The sequence below is a fragment of the Streptomyces sp. NPDC028711 genome (genome assembly GCF_055565415.1).
Map to the genome: position 1 here is coordinate 12,717 of NZ_JBVHUJ010000015.1, position 25,464 is coordinate 38,180.

A 25,464-nucleotide genomic window follows, 5' to 3' on the forward strand; every position below is an offset into this window, starting at 1 on the left:
TTCTCAGAATTCCTCGGGCACGAGCGATCCGTCGGGGTAGGTGAAGCGCTTCGGGTAGACACGCTCGTACGCCCCCTTCTCGGGGTTGTACATGTGCCACTCGATGGACTTCCAGGTGCGCTGCTCCCGCCGGACGGCCGTACGGAGTTTGATCATCTCCCATGCGGTTCCGTGGCCCGAGGACTGGATCACGGACCAGGAGCTGTTCTGGATCGTCTCCCCTCGCGCCAGGAGCATGCTCAGTGCCTCGTCGGCGTTCTTGGCACCGACGACACCGTCCAGGGACACCGAGAGCCGCACGTTGGGGTTGCCCACCGCTCGCTCCACGCCCACCGTCCACAGGGCGCGAACCCCCATTCCCATGCTCTCCGGCATTTCGATGGCGTACACCTTGTGGTTGAAGGTGTTCCCGCCGATGGAGTTGGCCAGGTTGTTCGAGCCGGGCTTGGTGGCACCGCCGTTGACACCGAGGACGATGTGATCGCCGTCCTTGACGAGGTCCTTGAGGACCGCCGTGCACTGCTTGACGACATCGTCGTTGGCCGCCGCGACGGAGAACGACGCGACCTTGAAGGTCGCGGTGTCCGCCGCCTCGCACGCCGTGCCGATCTTGCGGAAGATGCGGCTGATGATGCCCTGGACGACGGCCTCGGACAGACCGATGGTGCGGAGCGCCCTGAAGGCGTCCATGAACCCGATGCCCGTCTTGACGGCGGCGTCCATCGCCATCACGCCGGCCTTCGCCGACCGGAAGATCACGCCCCCCACGAACCAGCTGGCCGCCCAGGCACAGTCGCCCCAGCTGCCACCGGAGACGCCCGGTGTGATCAGCTTCGCGCAGCCGATGAAGTCGCCGAGCAGGACGTCGATCGGGTCGATGCCCGAGTTGAACTGGGTCATCGTCAGCGTGACGGTGAGCGTCTTCGTCTCGGGCTTCTCGGACACCTCGCGGCCGAGGAAGACCGTCTCCGCGGTCGGGCAGCTGCCCGAGCTCGTGTACGACTCCGACGGCACCATGCACATGAACACGTCGACGTGCGACTTGTACGTGACGTCGGACGTGATCGTGCAGTCGCCGACGTGGTAGATCGGGTTGCAGTTGTCCTTCTTGACGTTCTGCGGTTCGCCGATGTACTCGATGTGGTCGAGAACCGCCCACACGTCACTGATCCCGGTGGTGACACCCTGCGAGATCTGTTCGCTGCTGCCGCCCTTCTCCGTGCGGTCAGCGGCGTCCTGGGCCTCGTTCGCCGCGTCCCACGCACCGGCGGCGGCCTTCTCCGCCGCCGTCGCGTCGGTCTCCGCCTGGGTGGCGGTGGCACGGGCGCTCGCGGCGTCCTTCTCGGCCTGGGTGGCCACGGCACGGGCGTTGGCGGCGTCCTTCTCCGCCTCGGTCGCCGCCGCGTCCGCCGCGTTGGCGTCCGCCTGCGCGTCCATCGCCGCGAACGACGCCGCCATCGCGTCGTTGCCGGCCGACTGCGCGTAGCCGTCGGCACGGTTCGCCGACGCCTGCGCCTCCTTGGCGTCCTTCGCGGCCTGGGTGGCCGACGCCTGGGCCCGCTCGTACGCCTTGGCGGCGCGGAGCGCGTCGTTCGCCGCGGCCGACGCCGCCTGCGCCGCGAGCTTCATGTCCGCTGCGGCCTGCGCCGCGAGGGCCTGGGCCTCCGCGGAGAACGCCTGGGCCATGTTCGCGGTGGCGGCTGCCGCCGCCGCCTGCTGCTGCGAGATCGTCAGGGACTGCTGTCCCGTCAGGACCGCGAAGGCGGCCGAGCTGTCGAGCTCCTGGAACGGCCCGCCGAGCGAGATCGCCTCGTTGGCCGGCTTGATCACCGCCGCTGCGGAGTCACGGGCCGCGAGCGAGGACCGTACGGCCGCGAGGGCCTTGCCTGCCGTGGTCGCCGCCCAGGCGGCGGTCTGCAGCGCCTCGGAACGGGCGGCAGCCGCCTCCGTCTTGGCGACCTTGGCCGCCGCGGTGGCCTTCTCGGACTGCTCCTTGGCGCCCTTGGCGTCGGCCGCCGCCGCCACGGAGGCGTCGATGGCCTCGGCCGCCGCGGCGTGCGCCGCCGCCGCTGAACCGGCCGCCACCAGGTACGAGGACCAGGCGCTGTCCGCCGCCGCCTTGGCGCGGGACGCGGAGCCCTGCGCCTTGGTGGCCGCGTCACGGGCGTTGACGGCGGCGGCCGTGGCCGCGTTCGCCGACGCGCGCGCGTTGGTCGCCGCCGTGGTCGCCGTGTTCGCGGCGGCACGGGCGTCGGTGGCCGCGGCACGGGATGCCTCGGCCGCGTCGGTACCCTCGTCGGCGGCGGCGTTGGCCTCCAGGGCCTCCGCCTTCGCGTTCAGCGAATCCCGCCGCTGTTCGGCCTCCAGGGCCCTGTCGCGGGCGGCGACCGCGTCGCGTTCCGCCTGCTCGGCGTCGCCCCTGCGGGCCGACGCCGTGGCGCCCGCCGCCTCGGCCGACGTACGGGACTCACTGGCGATCCGGCCCTGGGCGACGGCATCGGCCTCGTGGCCCTTTGCCTTGTCGCGCTCCCTCTCGGCGGTGGCCCGGTGGGCCGCCGCGTTGGCGCGCTCCAGCTCCGCGATGGCGCGCTGCTCCTGCGCGTTCGCCGCGGCCTGACGGGCCTGCTCCTCCTCCGCGAGAGCGGTTTCCTTGGCCTTCTTCGCGATGGCGGCGTTGTTCGCGGCCGAGACCGCGTAGGCCTCCGCGCTGTCCGCCGCGGCCTTCGCCTGCGCGGCGGCCTCCTGGGCGGCGATGCGGCGGAACTCGGTGTTCACCGCGTGCGCCTCGGTCTTCGCGAGGGCGAGCAGCGCCTCCGACGTCGACACCGTGGCGTTCGCCGCGTGCAGCGCCGTCTCGGTCGCCTTCGAGGCGGCCGTGGCGGCCGCGCCCGAGGCACGGGCGACCTGCACCGACTGCTGGGCGTACATCAGACCACGGCCGCGCGGCACCTCGGCGGCGTCCGCGATCGTCCACGCCTGCTGCTGGGCGGTCACCGCGCGCTGGGACGCGGCGGTGGCCAGGGCGGCCTGCTCCTTGGACTTGGTGAGGAGTGCCTGGACCTTGCCCCGGGCGTTCGCGAGGTCCGTCTTCGCCTTGTCGAAGAGGGCCTGCTTCGGCTTGAGGATGTGGTCCGGGTCCCGCTCCAGCTCGTCGTGCCAGTACTTCTGCCAGCGCAGGACCTGGTCCGCGCGCCACGCCTGGCCGATGGCCTCGATCATGGCGGCGGTGGCGGTCCGGGTCGCCGCGGCCGCGTCGGCCTCGGCCTGCATGATGACGGCGCGCGGGGCGGCCTGACCGGCGTACTCCGTCTCCCATTCGGCCGAGGCCTGCGAGACGGCTTCACTCAGGGCGTTGCGCGGGTCGACCGGGTCGGCGTGGTTGCACGTGGCCCAGGCCTGCTTGAGGTTCTCGACCTCGACGCGGAACTCGGCGGTGCCTTCCGTGACCTTCCTCGCGGGGAAGCCGCCGTGCCGCAGATAGGTGGAGATGTCCGCGGAGGTGGTGCCGCCCCAGTAACGGGTGTTGTTGACGTTGGAGTCCCGCAGCATGAAGTCCGCGGCCCAGTCGTGCCAGTCGTCCTTGCCGCGGTTCTGCTCGGTGATCTGGCGGGCCTTGCTGATCGCCCCGGGGCTCGCGTTGGTGTGCGCGTCCCAGCCGATGCGGTCGGCCATCTTCGCCTGCGTGGCGTAGGTGTACGCGCTGATGTCGGCGCTGAACTGCGGCGCGTGCAGCGTGATCCCGTCGTCGAACGAGCTCATCGCGTACGGCTTGTTGGCGTCCTCCAGGATCGCCTTCTGGGCCGCGAACGCGTCCAGGTAGGCGTAACCCGCCTCGCGGTCCTGGTCGCTCGCCTGCCCGAGCGGCATGAAGCCGATCCAGCCGCGGTCGCCGATGACGGCGTCCAGGCCGGCGTTTCCGCCGGTCAGGCCCTGGATGGCGACGGCCTTCGTCTTGGCGCCGCCCGCGTGCAGGGCGACTCCGGCGAGGCACCGGTTGAGGCGCGGGGTGGAGCGGACGTCACTGATGACGGCGGCCAGCTCGTTGAGCCTGCGCAGGGCGTTGTCGGCGTCGATGAAGATCGTCCGCATGCCGTCGGCGACCTTCTCGATCGCCGTGGCGAGCGCGGGCATGCGGCCCACGATCACGGAGGACGAGGGGACGTCGACGAGCGTCCAGAGGCAGTCCTCGACGTCGTAACCGGCGAGGCACTCCTTGACCCCGGCGGGGTCGAGCTGCTCGAAGAGGATCTTCCCGCCGTTGGCGGTGGCCCACTCGACGACGTTCACGGAGACGGCCGCGAGGCCCTTCCGGTAGTCGTCGACACAGGTCTGACCACAGGCGTCGAGGAGGATCTGCTCCTCGCGCTGTCCGAGCGCGGGCCAGTTGTTAGCGCCGCCCTTGATGGGCGTGGTGCCCTCGGCGAGCGCCTCCTGGTGCGCGGCCTCGTTCTTCTCGCGCTGCTCCTGCTCGGCCCTCTTCGCGGCCTCCTCGGCGGCGGAGCTGTTCCCCTCCGCGTCGCCGGCCTTGGTCTCGGCGTCCTTGGCCTCCTGCTCCGCCTCGGCCGCCTTGCGGGCGGCCTCCGCGGCGGCCCCGGCGGACCGGCCGGCCTTCTCGTTCGCCTCGGCGGCGTGCCGCTCGGCGTCGGTCGCCTCGCGGTCGGCCTCGACGGCCGTGCTGCTCGTCTCGTCGGCGGTGAGACGGGCGCTCGCGGCGTCGTTCCCGGCCTGCTGGGCATGGCCGGAGGCGGCGTCGGACGCCGCCTTCGCGCCCTTCTGGGCTTCGGTGGCCTCGGTCGAGGACGCCTGGGCGCGGGTCACGGCCTCGACGGCGCGCACCGAGTCGGCTGCCGCGCGTGCGGCGGCCTCGGCGGCGAGCTTGGCGTCACCGGTGGCCTGCGCGGCGGTCTGCTGCGCGGACTCCGCGGCGGCGGCGGCCTCGGCGGCCTTCGCCTCGGCGGCGGCCGCCTGCTGTTCGGCGAGCGTCTTCGACGACTGGCCGACGAGCACGGCGAACGCGGCCGCGCTGTCCTTCTCCTGGAACGGCGTACCGATGGAGATGGCGTCTCCGGCGGCGGCGACGGCGGCCGTGGCGCTGTCACGGGCGGCGAGCGCGGCCTGACCGGCGGCGTAGGCACGGCCCACGACGACCCCGGCCGACTTCACGGCCTCGGCTGCGCTGATGCCCGCGGCGATCGACTCCTGCTCGGCCTTCTTGGCGAGCGTGGTGGCGTTCGCCGACGCCGTGGCGGCGTTGTCCGCGCGGATCGCCGCGTCCTGGGACGCGTCGAGCGCGGTGGCCGCTGCGGCGTGCGCGGTGGAGGCCGCACCGAGGGAGGTGCGGTACGCCGACCAGGCGCTGCTCGCGCTCGCCTGGGCGCGCTCCGCGGCGCCCTCCGCCGTGGTGGCGGCGGACCGCGCCGAGACGGCGGCGGTGGTCGCCTGGTCCGCGGCGGCCTGAGCGGCGGTCGCGGCCTGCGCGGCCTCGGTCGCGGCAGTACGGGCGTTGGTGGCGGCCGTACGCGTCTCGGCGGCGGCCTCCATGCCATCGGCGGCGACGGCCGCGGCTTCGAGGGCGGCGGCGCGGGCCGCGGTGGCCTGCTTCGCCCGGAGGGCGGCGACGGCCTTCTCGCGCGCGGTCTGCGCGGCCTTCGCCTTCTCGTCGGCGACCTTGCGCTTCGCGGTGGCGTCGGCCGTCGACGTCGACGCGGCCGTGTCGGCGGCCTGCGCGGCCGTCTGCTGGGTGGTCGCCCGCTCCTCGGCCTCCTTGGCCTTGGCGCGCTCGGTGGCGGCCTTGGCCCGGGAGGCGACGGCGGTGGCCTGCTCCGCCTCGGCCTTGGCGCGCTCGGCGGCGGCGGTCGCGGCGGCGGTCTTCGCCTTGTCGCGCTTCTGCTCCGCCGTCGTCTGCGCGGTCTTGGCCGTGGCGGCGCTCTCGGCGGCGGCCGTGGCATTGGCCTCGGCGCTGTCGGCGGCGGCCTTCGCCTGGGCGGCGGCCTCCTCGGCGGCGACCCGGCGGAACTCCGTGTTGATCGCGTGCGACTCGGTCTGCGCCTTGGCGAGCAGCGCGTCACTGGTGGCGATCGTCGCGTTGGCGGCGGCGAGCGCGGTCTCCGTGGCCTTCGCGGCGGCCTCGGCTGCGGCGGCGGAGGCGCGGGCGACCTGCACGGACTGCTGCGCGTACATCAGACCCCGGCCGCGCGGCACGTGGGTCGCGTCGGCGACGGCCCAGGCCTCCTGCTGCGCGGTCGCCGCGGTCTGGGCGGCGGCGGCGGCCTTGGCCGCCTGTCCCTTGGCCGAGGCGACGAGTGACGTGGCGTTGGTACGGGCCTGGGCCAGGTCGGCCGTGGCCTTGTCGTAGAACGCCTGGTCCGGCTTCTCGAAGATCGTGTCCGGGTCGTTGGCGAGGTGGTCCTGCCAGTACTTGCGCCAGGTCAGGATCTGGTCGGCGAACCACGCCTGGGCGATGGCCTGGACCATCTGGTCGGTGGCCGTACGGGCCGCCGTGGAGGCCTCGGCCTCCGCCTTGATGATCGTGGCGCGCTGGACGGCCTGTCCGGCGTACTCCTGCTCCCACTCGAGCATCGCGCTCATGACGGGCTCGTTGAGCGTGCGGCGCGGGTCGACCGGGTTCTGCCAGTCGCACGCGGCCCAGGCCTGCTTGAGGTCCTCGACCTCGACGCGGTATCCGGCGGAGTCCTTGGCGGGCGCCTCCTTCGCGAAGCCGCCGCGCCGCAGATAGCTCGCGACGTCGCTGGAGGTCGTACCGCCGAAGTAGTCCCAGCCGACCTCGCCGTCCTTGAGCATGCCGTCGGCGGCCCAGTCGTGCCAGTCGTCCTGGCCGCGGTTCTCCTCGGTGACGGCCTTGGCACGGGCGACGGCCTCGGGGCTGGCCTTGCTGTGCTCGTCCTTGCCGAGGCGCCAGGCGAGCTCGGTCTGGGTGACGAGGGCGAAGCGGGTGACGTCCTCGCCGAAGCTCGGCGCGTGCCACTCCATGTCGTCGCTGGCCCACGCCGATTCGCGGTAGGGCTTGTTGGCGTCGTCGAGGGCGGTGGTACGTGCCGTCGCCACGTCGGCGTAGGCGCCGGCCGCCTCCTTGTCGGCGTCGGCGGCCTGGCCGAGGGGGCCGTAGCCGATCCAGCCTCGGTGCCCGACGGTGTCGCGGAGCTGCTGTTCGGTGCCGGTCAGGCCCTCGATGGCCTTGGCCTTCATCAGGGGGCCGCCGACGTGCAGCGCCACACCGGTCAGACAGCGGTCGAGCCGCCGGTCCTGGCCGATGCTGTTGCGGTCGTAGCCGGTGTCCTCTTCGGGCACGGTGTCGGCGGCGGCCGGCACGGCCTGGATGAGTCCGGTCAGTACGGCGGAGGCGGTGACGAGTGCCGTGACGCTGATGGCTCTGGCCACGGCGAACCGCAGGCGACGCCGGCGTCTGCCGACGTCTCTGGGCAATGACATGTGTCTGCCTTGCAATCTCTCGATCGTCTCGGCAGCACCCTGCATGGGCATGACAGGCGACGGCTCGCCGTCCGTGGTGTCGTTCCCCTCGGCGCGGCAACTGCCGGAGCGCTCATCTCACACCACGAGCCGACGCTGCCGCTTACGCCGTGAGGATGTCACGCGGGACTCCGCACGTGAAGATCAAATAATCTTCACCAAGGCCCCACGGAAGACCAGCGCGGGGCAAAGCGATCTCCGGGTTGATCATCTTGTTACCCGGCGTAAGAGCCCGCGGTGCGAGCCCCCGCCCCAAGAGCCCCCGCCGTACGAGCCCCCGGCGCAAGAGCGCCCCGCCGTAAGAGCCCCCGGCGGCCACAGACGCGGAACGCCCGGCCGGAAGGCTCCCGGCCGGGCGTTCTCGTGCGACGGATCAGTCACCGAGGAACTGCAGGTATCCGCTTCGCCGGTGGACCCAGTCCACGGCCGTCCTCAAGCGTTGCAGGACGGGCGTCATCTGCTCCTGGGGAATGCCTTCCATCTCGTTCAGCAGCTGATACGCCTGCTTGGAGTTGAAGATCGTCTCCCGGTACTCGCTGACTCCCCAGCGCACGGCGGTCTCCGGCGCCTCGCAGCAGAACCTGAACAGGCTCCGCTCCTCGTCGTCGTCGATCACCGTCTGGATTTCCTTGCCGCCGTCGAGTACGCGTACCGCGATGCCCATCGTTCACGAGCTCCTGTCAGGGTTTGGCTACGGGGTACATGGTGATCGCGTCTCCTTCGACGGACACGACGAGCTCCACCCACGCGGTGGGCGTGTCGGTCCTGTCGCGGTTCGACCTGCCGACGGTTCCGAGTCCGGGGTTGAAGACACACTTGCGGTACAGCGGCTGCGAAGCCGGCAGCCAGGGATCGCACTTGTGCTCCGCCAGGTCGAAGATCTTCTGCAGCATGTTGTCGGTGGTGTTGGCCTTCCAGATCCCCTTGTCCTTCTCGGTCTTCTTGCCACCGTCGAAGTGGTAGTCCCTGATCTCGTCGAAGAACCACTTGCCGGCCATCACCTTCCGGCACATCTTCCCCGGGTTGACCTTCTCCCAGCCGCCCGGGTCCTCCTCCTGCTGGTGCGGAGGCATCCAGTCGTCCCAGTCCGTGGGGTCGACGGCCGGCGGCTGCGGGGACTCGTCGTACTCGTCCCAGCCGTGGTAGCTGCCCGAGGAGGAGGACGAAGAGGCGCTGAACGACGCCGTCGTGAACGACGTCCCGCTGGACGAGGCCGTGGTGAACGACGCCGTGCTGACGAACGAGGCACCCGAGGACCCGCTCTTGGGCTGCGGAACCAGGCAGGAAGGAAGGCTCTTGGCCTTCTTCATGAGGGCGTTGTACTTGGCGAGCAGCTTCTGGGCGCGCTTGGACTGCTCGAAGAAGCCGTAGAGCGCGTTGCCGATCCGGTAGAGGGCCTTCGCCACCGCGGGGATCTTCAGGACGGGGACGAGATGCGCCGCCACGTCGAGGATGGCCCACATGCAGGCCTCGAAGTCCCAGGTGGACAGGCACTCCTTGATGTTGGCCAGGCCGAACAGCTCAAGCAGGATCGCTCCGCCGTTGGCCTTGACCCACTCGATGATGTCGCCGGACGCCAGGTCCCTGGCCGCCTTGTAGTCGTCGACGCAGGTCTGACCGCACAGCTGCCTCAGCAGCTCCTCGTCGTCGACGCCAAGCTGTGGCCCGTCGTACAGGGAACCCGCTTCGACGTGGGCGGCCTGCTGCTCCAGGACCCGCTGGCGATACGCCTCCTCCGCCCGCGTGGCGGCGTCGTCGGCCTCCTTCGCGAGCGCCTGCGCGTTCGCCGCGGAGGTCTCGGACGCGTCGGCGTCGCTCTCGGCCCGGGTGGCCGTGGTGCGCGCCCTCGCGGCATCGTTCTCCGCCGTGGTCGCCGCCGCACGAGCACTGGCGGCATCCTTCTCCGCTTCCGTGGCCGCGCTGTCGGCCGCGTTCGCCTCACCCATCGCCGCGTTGGCGGCGGTCGTCGCGGCGAGGGCGTCGGACCCCGCCTGCAGGGCGTAGCCGTCGGCCCGCTTGGCGGCGGCCAGAGCGGCCTTGGCCGCCTTCTCCGCCTCCACCGCGGCGGCCTGGGCGCGCTTCACGGCGTTCGCCGCGCGCTCGGCGTCCTTGGCCGCCGCCGCTGCCGCCTGGGCGGCCAGCTTGTCGTCGGCCGCCGCCTGATCGGCGAGGCGCTGAGCCTCCGCCGCGTACACGGCCGCCTGGGTCGCCTTGGCCTCGGCGGCCTTCGCCTGCTGCTCCGAGAGAGTCAGCGCGCTCTGGCCGGTGAGTACCGCGAAGCCCGCCGACGCGTCGGTCTCCTGGTAAGGAGAACCCATCGCGATGGCCTCCTTCGCCGGCTTGACCGCCTGCGTCGCGGTGTCCCGCGCAGCGCTCGCCGCCTGGGCGACGGCGTAGGCGTACCCAGCCGTCTTCGCCGCCCACTGAGCGGTCAGGAGCGCCTCGCTGTGCGCGACTGCCGCCTCCTGCTTGGCGACGACCGCCGCGGCCGACGCCTTCCTCGACTCGGCCTCGGCGTTCCGCGCGTTCTGCGCGGCCGCCTCTGAGGCGTCGATCGCCGTCGCGGCGGCCGCGTGGGCCGCCGCCGCCGAACCGAGCGCGGTCGAGTACGCCGCCCAGGCGCCGTCGGCGGCGGCCTCGGAGCGATGGGCGGCCGCCTTGGACTTCGTCGCGGCAGCCCGGGAGTTGACGGCTGCCGTGCCCGCCTCGTCGGCCGCGGCGCGCGCGTTGGTGGCCGCGGTGGTCGCCGTGTTCGCGGCCGCGCGGGCCTCATTCGCCGCCGCCCGGGTCTCGGTGGCGGCTTCGGTGCCCTCGGCCGCCCTGGCGGCCGTCTCGGTGGCCGCGGCCCTCGACTCCGCCGCCCGCTGCTCGCGCTCGGCGACGACGGCCCGGTTCCGCGCGAGCCTCGCCTCCTCCTCCGCTTCCGCCGCCTCGTCCCGCTTGGACCCGGCCGTCTCGCCCGCGGCGTCCGCCGTGGCACCGGCGGAACTCGCCTTGCCCTGCTCCTCCACCGCACGGGCCTCGGCCGCTGAGGCCTTGTCCCGCTCGCGCTCCGCGGTCGCCCGGTGCGCGGCCGCGTTGGCACGCTCCAGCTCCGCCTCGGCACGCTTGGCCTGCGCCGTGGCGGCCGCGGCCTTGGCCTCCTGCTCCTCCCTCTCCGCGGTGGCCCGGGCCTCCTGGGCGATCTTGAGGTTCGCCTCGGCCTCGGCCGCCTGCCTGTCCGCGCTGTCCGCTGCGGCCTTCGCCTGGGCGGCGGCCTCCTGGGCGGCGATGCGGCGGAACTCGGTGTTCACCGCGTGCGCCTGGGTCTGCGCCAGGGCCAGCAGCGTCTGGGACGTCGAGACCGTGGCGTTCGCCGCGTTCAGAGCCGTCTCGGTCGCCTTCGCGGCGGCCGTGGCGGCCGCGCCGGAGGCGCGGGCGACCTGGACCGACTGCTGGGCGTACATCAGACCCCGGCCGCGCGGCACCTCGGAGGCGTCCGCGATCGTCCAGGCGTCCTGCTGGGCGGTCACCGCGCGCTGGGACGCGGCGGAGGCGAGGGCGGCCTGCTCCTTCGCCTTGGTGACCAGCGCCTCGACCTTGCCCCGGGCCTTGGTGAGGTCCGTCTTCGCCTGGTCGAACAGGGCCTGCTTCGGCTTGAAGAGGTGGTTCGGATCGCGTGCGAGCTGGTCGTGCCAGTACTTCTGCCAGAGCAGGATCTGCTCCGCGAGCCACGCCTGACCGATGGCCTCGATCATGTGGTCGGTGGCGGCCTTCGTCGCCGCTGCGGCGTCGGCCTCGGCCCGCATGATGAGGCCGCGCTGCGTGTTCTGGCCCGCGTACTCCGACTCCCACTCGGCCGAGGCCCGGGAGACGACGTCACTCAGGGCGTTGCGCGGATCGACCGGGTCACCGTGGTTGCACGTCGCCCACGCCTGCTTGAGGTTCTCGACCTCGACGCGGAACGCGGCCGTACCTTCGGTGACCTTCTTGGCGGGGAAACCGCCGTGCCGCAGGTACGTCGCGATGTCCGCCGACGTGGTGCCGCCCCAGAACATGCTGTTGGTCGTACTGGCGTCGCGCAGCATGGAGTCCGCCGCGGAGTCGTGCCAGTCGTCCTTGCCACGGTTCTGGTCGGTGACGGCCTTCGCCCGGGCGAGCGCCTCCGCGCTGGGGTTGGTGTGCCCGTCCCAGCCGAGACGCGCGGACAGCTTCGGCTGCGTGGCGTGCGTGAACGCCATGATCTCCGCGCCGAACTCCGGCGCGTGCAGCGTGATCTGCTCGCTGAACGAGCTCATCGCGTACGGCTCGTTGGCGTCCTCCAGGACGGCCTTGCGGGCCGCGATGGCGTCCACGTACTCGTAGGCGGCGTTCTTGTCCTGGGAGTTGGCCTGCCCCAGGGGCATCAGCTGGATCCACGTGAGGTCGCCGATGACCGCGTGCAGCTGCGCGTCGGTCCCGGTCAGGCCCTCGATGGCCTTGGCCTTCGTCCTGGCACCGCCCGCGTGCAGGGCGACACCGGTGATGCAGCGCTCCAGGCGCGGGGTGGAGCGGACGCCGCTGATGACGGCCGCGAGCTCGTTGAGCCTGCGCAGCGCGTTGTCGGCAGCGTCGAAGATCGTCCGCATGCCGTCGGAGACCTTCTCGATCGCCACGGCGAGCGCGGGGACACGTCCCACGATCACAGCGGACGACGGGATGTCGACGAGGGCCCAGAGGCAGTCGTCCACGTCGGACGACGCCAGGCATCCCTTGACCTTGGCGGGGTCGAGCTGCTCGAAGAGGATCTGCCCGCCGTTGGCGGTCGCCCACTCGACGACGTTCACGGAGACGGCCGCGAGGCCCTTCCGGTAGTCGTCGACACAGGTCTGACCACACGCGCCGAGCAGGATCTGCTCCTCGCGGTCACCGAGCGCGGGCCAGTTGGAGGCGCCACCCTTGATGGGCACGTTGTCTTCCAGCAGGGCTTCCTGGTGCGCGGCCTCGTTCTTCTCGCGCTGCTCCTGCTCGATCTTCTTGGCGGCCTCCTCGGCGGCCGAGCTGTCGCCCTCCGCGTCGGACGCCTTGTCCTCCGCGTTCTTGGCGTCCTTCTCCGAGTCGGCCGCCTTGCGAGCGGCCTCCTCGGCGGCTTCGGCGGACCGGCCGGCCTTCTCGTTCGCCTCGGCGGCGTGCCGCTCGGCGGCCGTGGCCTCACGCTCGGCCTCGGCGGCGATGCCGCTCACCGCACCGGCGGTGGTACGAGCGCTGAGGGCGTCGTTCCCGGCCTGCTCGGCGTGGCCGGCGGCGGCGTCGGACGCGTCCTTCGCGCCCTTCCTCGCGGCGGCCGCGTCGGTCGCGGCCCCCCGGGCGCGGCTCAGGGCCTCGACGGCGCGCACCGAATCGGTGGCGGCGCGTGCGGCCGCCTCGGCGGCGAGCTTCGCGTCGCCGGTGGCCTGCGCGGCGGTCTGCTGCGCCGACTCGGCGGCCCGGTCGGCCTCGGCCGCCTTGGCCTCGGCCGCGGCGGCCTGCTGCTCGGCGGCGGTCTTCGACGACTGGCCGACGAGGACGGCGAACGCGGCCGCGCTGTCCTTCTCCTGGTACGGCGTACCGATGGCGACAGCCTCGGCCGCGGCGGTGATCGCCGCCGTGGAGGCGTCCCGGGCCGCGAGTGCGGCCTGGGCGGCGGCGTGGGCGCGGCCGACGACGGTCGCGGCCGACTTCACGGCCTCGTCCGCACCGGTTCCGGCGGCGACCGACTCCTGCTGGGCCTTCTTGGCGAGCTCGGTGGCGTTCTCGGAGGCCGTCGCCGCGTTGTCGGCACGGATCGCCGCGTCCTGCGACGCGTCCAGGGCGGTGGCCGCGGCGGCGTGCGCCGTGGAAGCCGCGCCCTGGGAGGCGTAGAAAGCGGCCCAGGCCGTGTCGGCGTTGGCCTCGGCGCGCTCGGCGGCACCCTCCGCCGTGGTCGCGGCAGTGCGTGCCGAGACTGCGGCGGCGGTGGCCTGGTCGGCGGCGGTCTGGGCGGCGGTGGCGGCCTGGACGGCCTGGTTCGCGGCCGTACGGGCCGTGGTGGCCGCCGCCCGCGTCTCGGCGGCGGCGGCGCTGCCCTCGGCGGCGGTGGCCGCGGCTTCGAGCGCGGCGGCGCGGGCCGCGGTGGCCTGCTTCGCCCGGAGCGCGGCGACCGCCCGCTCCCGCACGGTCTGCGCGGCCTTCGCCTTCTCGTCGGCGACCTTCCGCTTCGCCGTCGCGTCGGCTGTCGCCGCTCCGGCAGCCGTACCCGCGCTCGTGGCGGTGGTCTGCTGGGTGGCGGCCCGCTCCTCGGCCTCCTTGGCCTTGGTCCGCTCGGCGGCGGCCTTCGCCCGGGAGGCGACGGCTGTGGCCTGCTCCGCCTGCGCCTTGGCACGTTCGGAAGCAGCCGTGGCGGCGGCGGTCGCGGCCTTGTCGCGCTTCTGCTCTGCCGTCGTCCGCGCGGCCTTCGCGGTCGCGGCGCTCTCGGCGGCGGCCGTGGCGTTGGCCTCGGCGCTGTCGGCGGCGGCCTTCGCCTGGGCGGCGGCCTCCTCGGCGGCGACCCGGCGGAACTCCGTGTCGATGGCGAGCGATTGCGTCTGCGCCTTCGCGAGGAGCGCGGCGCTGGTGTCGACGGTGGCGTTGGCGGAGGCGAGCGCGGTCTCGGTCGCCTTCGTCGCGGCGGCGGCAGCGGCGGCGGAGGCACGGACCACCTGCACGGACTGCTGCGCGTACATCAGGCCACGGCCGCGCGGCACATGGGCTGCGTCGGCGACGGCCCAGGCCTCCTGCTGGGCGGTCACGGCCGACTGGGCCGCGGTCGCCGCCTTGGCCGACTGGGCCTTCGCCGAGGTGACGAGCGCGGCGACGTTGTCCCGGTAGTGGGCGAGGTTCGCGTCGGACTTGGCGAACTCGGCCTCGTCGGGCTCGTCGCTGTAGTAGCCGGGGTACTTCGCGATGATGTCGCGCCAGTGCTTCTGCCACTTCAGGATCTGGTCGGCGAGCCAGGCCTGTCCGAGGGCCTCGATGAGGTCGTCGGTGGCCTCGCGGGTCGCCGCCGAGGCGTCGGCCTCCGCGCGCACGATGGTGGCGCGCTGGCCGGCCTGACCGGCGTACTCCAGCTCCCATTCCAGCATCGCGGTCATGAGCGGCTGGTTGAGCTTGCGGGAGGGATCCCACGGGTTCTGGTAGTCGCAGGCGGCCCAGGCCTGCTTGATGTCCTCGATCTCGACCCGGTACTCGGGCGAGTCCTCGGCGGGCTCCACGGACGGGAAGCCACCGCGCTTCAGGTAGGCCGCGATGTCGCTGGAGGTCGGGGAGGAGTAGCGGAGCAGGGAGTTCGCGGCCCAGTCGTGGAGCGCGTCCTTGCCCTTGTTCTCCTCGGCGAGGACCCTCACGCGCTCCAGCGCCTCGGCGCTGGGCTTGCTGGTCTCGATCTGGCCCACGCGGTAGCCGAGATCGATCTGCGTGGTCGTGGTGAAATGCGTGACCTCCGCACCGAACTTCGGCGCGTACCAGGTCAGGCCGGCGCTGCTTCCCGCGGACAGGTAGTAGGACCGGTTGGTGGTGCCGAGCGCGTCATTGCGCTCGGTGACCATGTTGCGGTAGACGTACGCCGCATCCTTGTCGGCCTTGGAGGCTTCGACCAGCGGGTTGACGTAGAACCATTCCTTGCCCACGGCGATGTCTCTGAGCTGCTGCTCCGTGCCGGTCAGGCCCTCGATGGCCTTGGCCTTCGCGAGCGGACCGCCGACGTGCAGCGCCAGGCCGGCGATGCAGCGGTCGCGCCGCCGGTCGCTGCCGATGGTGTTTTGGTACTGGGTGAGGTCGTCCGTCTCGGGTTCGGTCTCGGCCATGGCGGGCGAGGCCTGGATCAGGCCGAGGAGTACGGCGGAGGCCGTCACGAGGGCGGTGGTAGCGGTCCCCTTGGTCAGGGCGGACCGTATGCGACGCCGGCGTCTGCCGGCGTCTCTGAGCAATGACATGTTCTGCCTTGCAATCTCGCGATCGTCCGGCAGCACACGCTGAACATGGGCATGACACAGTCGACGGTTCGCCGACCAGACAGAGTTCCCCCTCGGTACGACAGCACCGGCATGCTCGCCCCCCACGAACCCGGCGCTGCCGCTTACTCCACGACTGTGTCATGTCCGACGCCACACGTGAAGATCAAATAATCTCCACCAAGGGCACACAATCGCCCACCGAGGGACAAGGCGCCTCGCTGATTGATCACGTTGTTACCGGCCGTTATAAGGCCTGGACCACGCGCTGTCCCGCATGCCGAGATCCCCCGCGAACCGGGAATGACAGGCACAAACACCAGGTTGACGCATGTCATGCCGCCTTCCTCCGCCGAGCCCACGACACCCGCCCCCGAGCCCTCCGCACCCCCCGCCCCCGGCACCCGCATGCCCCTGGCCGTCTACATCCTCGGCCTCTCCGTCTTCGCGCTCGGCACGAGCGAGTTCATGCTGTCCGGGCTGCTTCCGCCCATCGCGGAGGACATGAACGTCTCCATCCCCCGCGCCGGCCTCCTCATCTCGGCCTTCGCGATCGGCATGGTCGTCGGCGCCCCGCTGCTCGCGGTGGCCACCCTCAGGCTCCCCCGCAAGACCACCCTGATCGCCCTCATCACCGTCTTCGGCCTCGGCCAGATAGCCGGTGCCCTGGCCCCCAACTACGCGATCCTCTTCGCCTCCCGCGTCATCAGCGCCCTCGCCTGCGCGGGCTTCTGGGCGGTCGGCGCGGCGGTCGCCATCGCGATGGTCCCGGTCGGCTCACGGGCCAGGGCGATGGCCGTCATGATCGGCGGTCTGTCCATCGCCAACGTCCTCGGCGTCCCCGCCGGCGCGTTCCTGGGCGAGCACCTCGGCTGGCGTTCCGCGTTCTGGGCGGTCGGCGCGGCCTCCGCCATCGCGCTCGTCGGCGTGGTGACCCGCATCCCGCGCATCCCCCTCCCCGAGACGAAGCCCCGCCTGAAGCGGGAGATCGCGATCTACCGCGACCGGCAGGTCCTCCTCTCCGTCGTCGTCACGGCGCTCGCGGCCGGCGGCGTCTTCTGCGCCTTCTCCTACCTCGCCCCGCTCCTCACCGACGTCTCCGGCCTCGACAAGGGCTGGGTCTCCGGCGTCCTCGGGCTCTTCGGCATCGGCGCCGTCGTCGGCACGACGATCGGCGGCCGCGTCGCCGACGCCCACCTCTTCGGGGTGATGCTCACCGGCATCGCCGCCTCCACCGTCTTCCTGGTGGCCCTGGCCCTCTTCGCGACGAGCCCGGCCGCGACCGTCGTCCTCACGTTCCTCCTCGGCGTCTCCGCGTTCTACACGGCCCCGGCCCTCAACGCCCGCATGTTCAACGTCGCGGGCGCCGCGCCCACCCTCGCCGGAGCCACCACCACCGCCGCCTTCAACCTCGGCAACACGGGCGGCCCCTGGCTCGGCGGCACGGTCATCGACGCCGGCCTCGGCTTCGCCTCCACGGCCTGGGCGGGCGCGGCGATGACCGCCCTTGGCCTCGGGACGGCGGCGGTGGCGCTGAAGCTCCACAGGTCCCCGTCCCGCGTGGTGACGTCCGGTGCGCCACAGGCCGAGAAGACCGTGTCGGCCCGCTGACGACGAGGGAACGGACCGCCCGGGACGCCCGACGCCTTCGAGGCCCCGAAACTCGCTTCGTACGGTGTCGTCACCGGCGTACCGTGACGCCGTGACGACACGGATGATCATCCTCAACGGCGGCTCCAGCGCGGGGAAGTCCGGGATCGTACGGTGCCTCCAGGCCGTACTGCCGGACCCCTGGCTGGCGTTCGGAGTCGACTCGCTCATCGACGCGATGCCCCGGAGGATGCAGAGCGCCGACGGGGGCATCGAGTTCGACGCCGACGGCGGGGTGAACATCGGAGCCGACTTCCGCGCCCTGGAAGGCGCCTGGGCCCGGGGCGTCGTCGCCATGGCCCGCGCCGGCGCCCGGATCATCATCGACGACGTCTTCCTGGGCGGGGCCGCCGCCCAGGAACGCTGGCGGAACGTCACCGGCGACCTCGACGTGCTCTGGGTCGGCGTCCGCTGCGACAGCGCCGTCGCCGAGGGCCGCGAGGTCGCACGCGGCGACCGGGTCGCCGGAATGGCCGCGAAGCAGGCGGACATCGTGCACCAGGGCGTCGTCTACGACGTGGAGGTCGACACCACGCACACCGAGTCGCTGGAATGCGCGCGTACGATCGCCGCCCACGTCACAGCTTCCGGCTAGGCCGAGGTCAGGTCCCGCATCAGGCGCGTCATCAGCGGCGACGGCTCGACGTCCAACTCCTGTCGCAGCAGCCGCTGATACTCCTTGTACCGCTTCACCGCGCATGCCGTATTGCCCTCGGCGATGTGGATCTCTATGAGAATGCGGTGCGCCGTCTCCCGGATCGGGTCGATCTGAGTGGCGGTCAGCGCCGTCTGGACCGCCGCCAGATACGCGCCGTCCCGCCGCAGCCGCTGCGCCAGGCTCTCCAGCGCGTGCAGCCGCACCTGGTCCCAGCGCTCCCGCTCCAGGACCAGCCACTCGTCCACCCAGGAGGGCAGCAGCTCCTCACCCAGCTTCGCCACCAGCGGCTCCGGGTCGGCGGGCGGCGCGGCGTCCGCCACCGCTCCCCGCGCCAGGGCCCGTACGGTGTGCAGGTCGACCTCGACGACCGGGGCCAGCCGCAGCCTGTGGTCCACACACTCCACCGCGGTCACGGAACCCGCCCGCCGGCCGTGGCACAGCGCGGTCCTGAGGTTCGCCGAAGCCCTGCTGGGGCTGCAGTCGGGCCAGAGTCGCTCGGCTGCCACACCCCGGTGCACACCGCCGGCCGCGTGCACGGCGAGAAGCGCCAACAGGCGCTGCGCCCCTGAAGGGAGAGGGATGCGGCATCCGGCGTATGAGAGCTCGAAAGCACCGAGCAGTTCGAGGTATACGCCGTTCGATGACACATCCCTCACTGTGCAACCGGCCGGTGGATCACGCATCCGCGCATCCGCCCGCGCCGTACGGGCCCACCGTGCCGCCCCGGACCTCCCCGTAACGGATCGGAGCGCGGCCGGGCCCGCCGCGCGCCCGGTCTGACCGGCGGCCAAACGGCCCGGGGGGCACCCCGGCAACGAACCGGAAACGCTCCGGCGACGCCGCTTGCACATTCCGGGTGACGAAGCACCGACGGCGGCACTCCAGGGTCGGATCCGGAAGCCTTTCCGCACGTGGTGCCCACGGGCACGGAAAGCAGGTCCGAGATGAAGCCTCGGGCAGTCCTGGGAGAACTCCGCTCTCGGCCCGACGAGCCGTTCGGCGATCCGCGGGTGTGCGTGGCCATGCTCGACGGCCCCGTCGACCTCTCCCACCCCTGCTTCGCCGGCGCGGATCTTACGCGCCTGGACACACTGGTGCAGGAGCCCGCGGGCTCCGGCCCCATGTCCCTGCACGGCACCCACGTCGCCAGCCTGCTGTTCGGCATGCCCGGCAGCCCCGTCACCGGGCTCGCCCCGCGCTCCCGCGGTCTGATCCTCCCCGTCTTCCGCGACGGCGGAGACGGCCGGGTGCCCCAGATGGACCTGGCCCGCGCCATCGAGCGGGCGGTCGAGGAAGGCGCGCACGTCATCAACATCAGCGGCGGCGAACGGACCGACGCCAGCCAGGCCGACGCCCTCCTCGAACGGGCCCTGCGGCTCTGCGAGGACCGGGGAGTCCTGGTCGTCGCCGCCGTCGGCAACGACGGGGCCGACGCCCACCAGGTCCCGGCCGCCGTTCCCTCCGTCCTGGCCGTCGGCGCCGCCGCGGCGGACGGTTCCCCGCTCGACATCAGCAACTGGGGCGCCGACTACCGCACCCACGGCGTCCTCGCCCCCGGACAGGACATCGAGGGCGCCGCGCCCGGCGGCGGGCTCGCCACCCTCACCGGGAGCAGCTTCGCCACCCCGCTCGTGGCCGGCACCGCGGCGCTGCTCGTCGCGGCGCAGCTGGCCGGCGGCGGGGCGGCGGACCCGAAGGCCGCGGGGCAGGTACTGCTCGCGACCGCCACAGCCCCCGACTGTGGCGACCCGGACGCCCCGACCTGCCGCCGCGGGCTCGGCGGCAGCCTGGACGCCGTCCGGGCCCTCGCCCCCGCCACCAGGAAAGAGGAGACAGCCGTGACCACTCCCGCAGCCGCCCCCACGCCGTCCGAGGCCCCGGCACCCCAGGTCGCCCCGGCCGCGTACCCGCCGTACGGGACACCAGCGGCCCCCGCACCCGCCCAGCCCACGGCCCCCGCGCCGGCGGCCTCTCCGGTACCGGCGGGCATCACCGCCGACGGCGGCGCGCCGCCCCCGGTGCCGCCCGCCCCGACGACACAGCCCGCGGCCCAGGCGCCGCCCCCGCCGACGGCGGCACCGACGGCCCCGGCCCAGACCGCCCAAGCGCCGGTCCAGGCGGCCCCAGCTCCCGTGCAGGCGGCCCCGGTCCAAGCGGCTCCCGTCCAGGCCGCTCCGGCCCCGGCCGCTCCCGTCCAGGCCGCGCAGGCTGCGCCGCAGGCCGCCCCGGCCCAAGCCGCTCCCGCCTCCGCAGCCCCGGCCCCGGCCCCGGCCGCTCCTGCCTCCGCACCGAGTGCCACTGCGCCCCCGATGCACGCCTCTTACACCTCAATGAGCGCCGGAGTGCGCCCCTCGTGCGGCTGCGGCGGCGATCCTGCCGCCTGCGCCTGCGGCGGTGCCGGCGGCGGCTCCCCCCGTCAGTTGATCTACGCCATCGGCGCCATCGGCTTCGACTACCCGACCGAGGCACGCCGGGACAGCTTCCGGCAGCAGATGCCGTACTTCGCCGCGGAGGTCGACGGCAAGCCGGTCGAGCAGGCGCCGGACCCGTACAGCCCCCGCCAGCTCCGCGACTACCTCGCGAGCGCCCCATGGGCCTCCGACAAGCTCACCTGGACCCTCACCATGGACGGCGCCACCGTGTACGCGCTGGAGGCCGAACCCTCCGCGGGCATGGACTGGAGCGAGCCGCTCGTCCCCCCGGAGGAGGTCGCGAGCAAGCACAAGAGCGCGGGCCGGATCGCCATCGAGCAGGGCAGGACGGACGCCGACCTGTTCCGCCTGTTCGCCAACCCGCCCGTATCGACGGTCTACCGCGTCTTCCGTGACGCCATCTGGGGCCAGGCCCTCAACCCGGACGACGCGAAGGAACGCGACGGGTACATCTCCCGCGTCTCCGTGCCCGGCGTCCTCACCGGCCGCACCACGCGCCTCTACTCCGGTCAGATCGTGCCGGTGGTCGAGGTCAAGAGCCGGGGCCTGTACACGTGGAACGAAGCCGCTCTCGTCGACTCCGTCTTCACCCAGGTCAAGAAGGACGCCGAGATCCAGACACCCGAGGACAAGACGAAGCAGAGCAAGGTACAGCTCCGCGACGAGGCCGACCTGAAGCTGACGATCCGGTCCCTCCTCGACAAGATCTACTACCAGTTCCGCAACCTCGGCCAGACGTCCGCCGACCGCGCACTCAACTACATGGGCACCAACGCCTTCCTGTTCGGCGACAAGATCGCGGAAGGCCTGCTGTCCGCGAGCAAGGTGCCGGGCTCCACCAAGAACCTGTACGCGCTCGACACCATCACCGTCACCAAGAGCCCGTACTGCAGGGTCGGTTCGGACTGCCAGGACGTGACCGTGACCTTCTACGACCCGGAGGACGAACGCAGGTCCCGGCTCTCGTACCTGTTCACCATCGACGTGAGCGACGAGCTGCCGGTCACCCTCGCCCCGGTCCACACGTTCCTCGGCTCCTTCTGAAGCCCCACGGCCCGAAGTACCGCCGACCAGCGAGAGGAGACACCGCCATGGACACCCGACGCAACCGCCCGGGAGCCATGCCGCTCCAGGCCCGCCCCGTCCACCGCGACAGGCCCGAGACCGGAGCCCGTGACGCCCGTACCGGCGTCGTGGCCGCCATGTCCTCCTGCGCCACCATGACCGGCCCGGCCAGGCAGATGTGCTACGCCCAGTACGGCGTGGCCGGCTGACCGGAGCCTTCGAGAAAGGACACGATCATGTTCGACGAGACCCACACCACCCCCGAGACCGGCGGCGAGACGCCGCGCCGGTCCACCGCCGGACAGCTCCGGCTCCAGCTCCCCCAGCAGTCCGCACCCGTCCAGCGCGGCAAGCACCCCGAGGGTGGCGACACCTCCGGCGGCGCGGCGGCCAGCGGCCTGCTCGGCAGCCTGCTCGGCGACATCCTGCCGTTCTGAGGACCTCCCGCACCTCAGCGGAGGACCTCTCGCCCGCAGTAGGAGACGATAGGAAAGGAGAGCACCATGTTCGAAGAGACACAGGCAAGGGACGGCGGCGCCACCACGCCCCGCCGGTCCACCGCCGGACAGCTCCGGCTCCAGCTCCCCCAGCAGTCCGCGCCCGTCGAGCGCGGCAAGCACCCCGAGGGTGGGGACACCTCCGGCGGCGCGGCGGCCAGCGGGTTCCTGGGCAGCATTCTCAGCGAGATCCTGCCGATCTGAGTTCTGAGTCACCCAGCGGGACCGGTGCCGGGGCACGTACCCGGCACGGTCCCGCCCGATCCGAGGAAGCACCATGCGACTCGATCTGCCGAAGCTGGCACCGGCGGTGGACCGGCGGGTGCCCTACCCGCCGTACCGCATCGTCGTCACTTTCGTGGACGTCAACAAGGTGGAGCAGCGCGTGCACGTCCAGCCGCGGGGCAACTTCGGGAGTCTGCCCGGGGCCCCTGCGCCGCTCGTGCACAGCTACGACCGCGGTTGGCAGTGCGCCCCCACGTCGTGCCGGTGGACCGGCGTCCTGTGAGGGACGGGGGAAAGGAAAGGGGACGGTCCACCCCACCGGCGGACCGTCCCCGCGGGAAGGAGCCAAGACCGCCATGGCCGCAGTGACATCGGCCGTCTCCTGGCCGAACGACAAGACGTACCTCTTCCACGCCGACGACACCTACGACCGGTACGACTCGGTCACCGGCGTACGCGAGGACTCCGGGCTGCCCCTCTCCAACTGGCCGGGCCTCCCCCGCTCCCCCGACGCCTTCGTCTGGTGGGGTGCGGGCAAGGCGTACGCCTTCCTGGGGAGCACCTACGTCCGCTACGACAACCCGACCGACGACAGCGCCGACGGCGTGGAGGCCGCGTACCTGCCGCCCCACTTCACCCTCGAACAGGGCTGGCCGGGACTGCCCACCGGAGCAGGCGGCGGCGTCGACTGGCGTACCGGCGTCGACGCGGCCGTGAACTGGGGAAACGGCAAGGTGTACCTCTTCAAGGGCGGCTCGTACGTCCGGTACGACATGACCGCGGACCGTGTCGACCCCGGCTACCCCCGCACCATCGCGGGCAACTGGACGGGGCTCTTCCCCGGCGGCGTGCACGCCGCCGCGTACCCGGGCGGCCGGTTCGCCTACTTCTTCCGCGGCGACCAGTTCCAGCGCTTCGACGTGGATGCCGACCAAGTGGACGCGAGTGGTCCCACGGACGCCTCCTTCCGTCTCCAGCCCACCCCGTCCGGGGCCGTGGCCCCGGCCCGCGTGCTGACTCCGGCGCAGGCGAACCACCTCATGGCCGACCTGATCCGACGCGGCAAACTGACCTTGAAAAGCCCGGCGTTCGTCGACGGGCCGACCGGGATCGTGGCACCGACGCCCGCGCAGCGGGTCGTGGTGAGCCCCCCGACGTTCGGCGGCATCCGCTATACGAACCAGATCGCCCCGACGTCCACGATCATCGACAACCTCGACCAGCGCATGCTGATCGCGCTGTACCGCCTCACCCGCTGGATCAACTCCTCGGCGCCCGACGTCGCCGAACTCCTCCACCTCGGCATCGGCCACGGCGGACCGAACCCGAAGGACTGCCACAACCAGGGCCGCGCGCTCGATCTCTCGGGCATCACGGGGCAGTCGGACGGGACCGCGTTCACCCGGTCGGTGAAGAAGGACTGGGGCAACCTGCCGCGCCCGCCCGGCGTCAAGGTCCGCATCGACCCCGCCGTGGACCCGCTCGGGTACGGGCTCTTCACGACCGTCTTCCGGTTCGGCACGTTCGAGTGCGAGGCGACGGCGATCGGCCGGGCCAACAAGTGGCCCATGCCGGAGCTCGGCGGCACCGGCTTCGTGATCTACCCGGACTACGCCCCGGACGCCGCCCCCGGCACCGAGAACGCCAAGCTCCGCGCCGCCCACCAGGACCACTTCCACCTGCAGATCGGCGTCACCAGGCTGCCCTGAGACCCGGCGCCCCGAGACCCCGGCGCCCGAGGGGCGTCAGGCGACCGGCCGGCCCTTCGGCCGCCGCAGTCCCGCCGCCGTGAGGCGCCGGAGCAGCTCCTTGGAGCCGACCTCGACCGCACCGCCCGTGACGGCGTCCGCGTACCGGTCGGAGGGGATGTCGTAGTGGTCGCGCTCGAAGGCGCGGGGCGGGGCGCCGATCGAGGCGGCGAAGGCGTGCAGCTCCTCGAAGGAGACGTCGCTGACCAGGTGGGACCACATGCGGCCGTGCCCCGGCCAGGTCGGCGGGTCGATGTAGAGGGTCACGCCCTGACCGCCTTCGCCCCGTGCCGTCCGCTCACGTCGTGCCGTCCGTTCATGTCAGGCCCCCCACCCGCGCGACCACGACCCCCTGCTTGCCGCAGACCCAGTGCGGGTCGGGACCCAGCTCGGGCTCCACGTCCAGGGCGTGCGGGTCGCCCGAGGCGCAGACCGGGCAGATCGGCCAGCGGCCGTACCGTTCGAGCAGGGCGTCCTGGACGTCCTGGGCGACGAGACCGGCGACGTACGTCACGCCCTCGGGCCACTGCTCGACCCACCAGCGGCGGTGGGTCACCGCGTCCTCCACCATCGACACGACCTCGGCGGCGGCGACCTCCCGGGCCGCCAGGTCGGCCAGTACCAGCGCGCGAGCGGCGTGCAGCGCCTGCTCCACGGGGTCGATGTCGTCCATGGACTCATTGTCACCCGAGGTGCGCCCACCACGCGAAAAGGGCGAAGGCCCCGCCCGGAGCCCGGACCGACCGGGAGGGACCGACGGGGTCTTGTCGGCCCCACCCTCCGAAAGTATCTTTCACATGTGACCAATGATGTGAAGGAAAGTTTCACGAGCGACGCGCCGCCCGCGCCCGCCGCCCTCGCGGCCAAGGTGCGGACCCTCGCGCCGTCCATGACCCGCTCCATGCAGCGGGTCGCCGAGGCCGTCGCCGGAGACCCGGCCGGCTGCGCCGCGCTCACGGTCACCGGCCTGGCCGAGCTCACCGGCACCAGCGAGGCGACCGTCGTCCGCACCGCGCGCCTCCTCGGCTACCCCGGCTACCGCGACCTGCGACTCGCCCTCGCCGGGCTCGCCGCGCAGCAGCAGTCCGGCCGCGCGCCCGCCGTCACCGCCGACATCGCCGTCGACGACCCGATCGCCGACGTCGTCGCCAAGCTCGCCTACGACGAGCAGCAGACCCTCGCCGACACCGCCGCCGGACTCGACACCGTCCAGCTCGGCGCCGCCGTCGCCGCCCTCGCCACCGCCCGCCGCATCGACATCTACGGCATCGGCGCCTCCGGGCTCGTCGCCCAGGACCTCGGCCAGAAACTCCTCCGCATCGGCCTCATCGCCCACGCCCACAGCGACCCGCACCTCGCCGTCACCAACGCCGTCCAGCTCCGCTCGGGCGACGTGGCCATCGCCATCACCCACTCCGGCTCCACCGGGGACGTCATAGAACCACTGCGGGTCGCCTTCGACCACGGCGCCACCACGGTCGCGATCACCGGCCGCCCGGACGGGCCCGTCACGCAGTACGCCGACCACGTACTGACCACCTCCACGGCCCGCGAGAGCGAACTGCGCCCGGCGGCCATGTCGTCCCGTACGAGTCAACTCCTCGTCGTGGACTGCCTGTTCACCTGCGTCACCCAGCGTACGTACGAGACGGCGGCCCCCGCCCTCGCCGCCTCGTACGAAGCCCTCGCCCACCGCCACGCGCCCCGCACCCGCTGACGACGACAGCAAGAACGCCG

The 25,464-nt window shown here is 72.6% G+C and carries 15 protein-coding genes; 9 read left to right on the top strand and 6 right to left on the bottom strand.

The features are described from left to right. Positions 1-3: 3 nt before the first annotated feature. The 3 genes from ACZ4VK_RS34090 to ACZ4VK_RS34100 all read right to left on the bottom strand — a co-directional run bounded on the left by ACZ4VK_RS34090 (position 4) and on the right by ACZ4VK_RS34100 (position 15,353). Positions 4-7,449 carry a polymorphic toxin type 27 domain-containing protein gene (locus ACZ4VK_RS34090; RefSeq protein ID WP_468360959.1) on the bottom strand — a complete coding sequence of 2,482 codons (7,446 nt, stop codon included), beginning with the start codon at positions 7,447-7,449 and terminating at the stop codon, positions 4-6. A gap of 412 nt (positions 7,450-7,861) precedes the next feature. Then, the gene (locus tag ACZ4VK_RS34095; RefSeq protein ID WP_468360962.1) at positions 7,862-8,152 is read right to left on the bottom strand and encodes a hypothetical protein; all 291 of its coding nucleotides are present in this window, start codon (positions 8,150-8,152) and stop codon (positions 7,862-7,864) included. Positions 8,153-8,168: 16 nt separating this feature from the next. Continuing rightward, positions 8,169-15,353 carry a polymorphic toxin type 27 domain-containing protein gene (locus tag ACZ4VK_RS34100; protein ID WP_468360965.1) on the bottom strand — a complete coding sequence of 2,395 codons (7,185 nt, stop codon included), beginning with the start codon at positions 15,351-15,353 and terminating at the stop codon, positions 8,169-8,171. 507 nt (positions 15,354-15,860) lie between these two features. Here ACZ4VK_RS34100 and ACZ4VK_RS34105 point away from each other — a divergent pair. Then, positions 15,861-17,063 carry a Cmx/CmrA family chloramphenicol efflux MFS transporter gene (locus ACZ4VK_RS34105; protein ID WP_468361233.1) on the top strand — a complete coding sequence of 401 codons (1,203 nt, stop codon included), beginning with the start codon at positions 15,861-15,863 and terminating at the stop codon, positions 17,061-17,063. Between the two features lie 103 nt (positions 17,064-17,166). Then, on the top strand, positions 17,167-17,697 hold the full coding sequence (gene cpt, locus ACZ4VK_RS34110) for a chloramphenicol phosphotransferase CPT (RefSeq protein WP_468361236.1): 531 nt from the start codon (positions 17,167-17,169) through the stop codon (positions 17,695-17,697). Here the strand turns inward: cpt and ACZ4VK_RS34115 are convergent. Further along, the gene (locus ACZ4VK_RS34115; RefSeq protein ID WP_468360968.1) at positions 17,694-18,155 is read right to left on the bottom strand and encodes an AfsR/SARP family transcriptional regulator; all 462 of its coding nucleotides are present in this window, start codon (positions 18,153-18,155) and stop codon (positions 17,694-17,696) included. The two genes, cpt and ACZ4VK_RS34115, sit on opposite strands and share 4 nt — an antisense overlap. A 549-nt stretch (positions 18,156-18,704) precedes the next feature. Here ACZ4VK_RS34115 and ACZ4VK_RS34120 point away from each other — a divergent pair. From ACZ4VK_RS34120 to ACZ4VK_RS34145, 6 genes are all read left to right on the top strand, one after another. Next, complete coding sequence (locus ACZ4VK_RS34120) at positions 18,705-21,236, top strand: cyanobactin maturation protease PatG family protein (RefSeq protein WP_468360971.1); 2,532 nt, start codon at positions 18,705-18,707, stop codon at positions 21,234-21,236. A 47-nt stretch (positions 21,237-21,283) separates the two neighbouring features. Then, positions 21,284-21,466, top strand: a complete 183-nt coding sequence (locus ACZ4VK_RS34125; protein WP_468360974.1) for a hypothetical protein — start codon at positions 21,284-21,286, stop codon at positions 21,464-21,466. A 27-nt stretch (positions 21,467-21,493) separates the two neighbouring features. Further along, the gene (locus ACZ4VK_RS34130) at positions 21,494-21,694 is read left to right on the top strand and encodes a hypothetical protein (protein WP_468360977.1); all 201 of its coding nucleotides are present in this window, start codon (positions 21,494-21,496) and stop codon (positions 21,692-21,694) included. A 66-nt stretch (positions 21,695-21,760) separates the two neighbouring features. After that, positions 21,761-21,958 (top strand): hypothetical protein, encoded by a 198-nt coding sequence (locus tag ACZ4VK_RS34135; protein ID WP_468360980.1) that lies wholly within the window; start codon positions 21,761-21,763, stop codon positions 21,956-21,958. A gap of 73 nt (positions 21,959-22,031) precedes the next feature. Beyond that, positions 22,032-22,262, top strand: coding sequence for a hypothetical protein (locus ACZ4VK_RS34140; RefSeq protein WP_468360983.1), 231 nt, complete (start codon positions 22,032-22,034; stop codon positions 22,260-22,262). A gap of 73 nt (positions 22,263-22,335) precedes the next feature. Beyond that, the gene (locus ACZ4VK_RS34145) at positions 22,336-23,688 is read left to right on the top strand and encodes a hemopexin repeat-containing protein (RefSeq protein ID WP_468360986.1); all 1,353 of its coding nucleotides are present in this window, start codon (positions 22,336-22,338) and stop codon (positions 23,686-23,688) included. 36 nt (positions 23,689-23,724) lie between these two features. On the opposite strand, the gene ACZ4VK_RS34150 is transcribed toward ACZ4VK_RS34145, so the two are convergent. Beyond that, entirely contained in the window at positions 23,725-23,994 is a 270-nt protein-coding gene (locus tag ACZ4VK_RS34150; RefSeq protein WP_468360989.1) for a DUF4031 domain-containing protein, read from the bottom strand. A gap of 49 nt (positions 23,995-24,043) precedes the next feature. Continuing rightward, positions 24,044-24,400 (bottom strand): hypothetical protein, encoded by a 357-nt coding sequence (locus tag ACZ4VK_RS34155; RefSeq protein WP_468360992.1) that lies wholly within the window; start codon positions 24,398-24,400, stop codon positions 24,044-24,046. Positions 24,401-24,526: 126 nt separating this feature from the next. Between ACZ4VK_RS34155 and ACZ4VK_RS34160 the strand changes: the two genes are divergently transcribed. Next, on the top strand, positions 24,527-25,444 hold the full coding sequence (locus ACZ4VK_RS34160) for a MurR/RpiR family transcriptional regulator (RefSeq protein WP_468360995.1): 918 nt from the start codon (positions 24,527-24,529) through the stop codon (positions 25,442-25,444). Positions 25,445-25,464 lie beyond the last annotated feature (20 nt).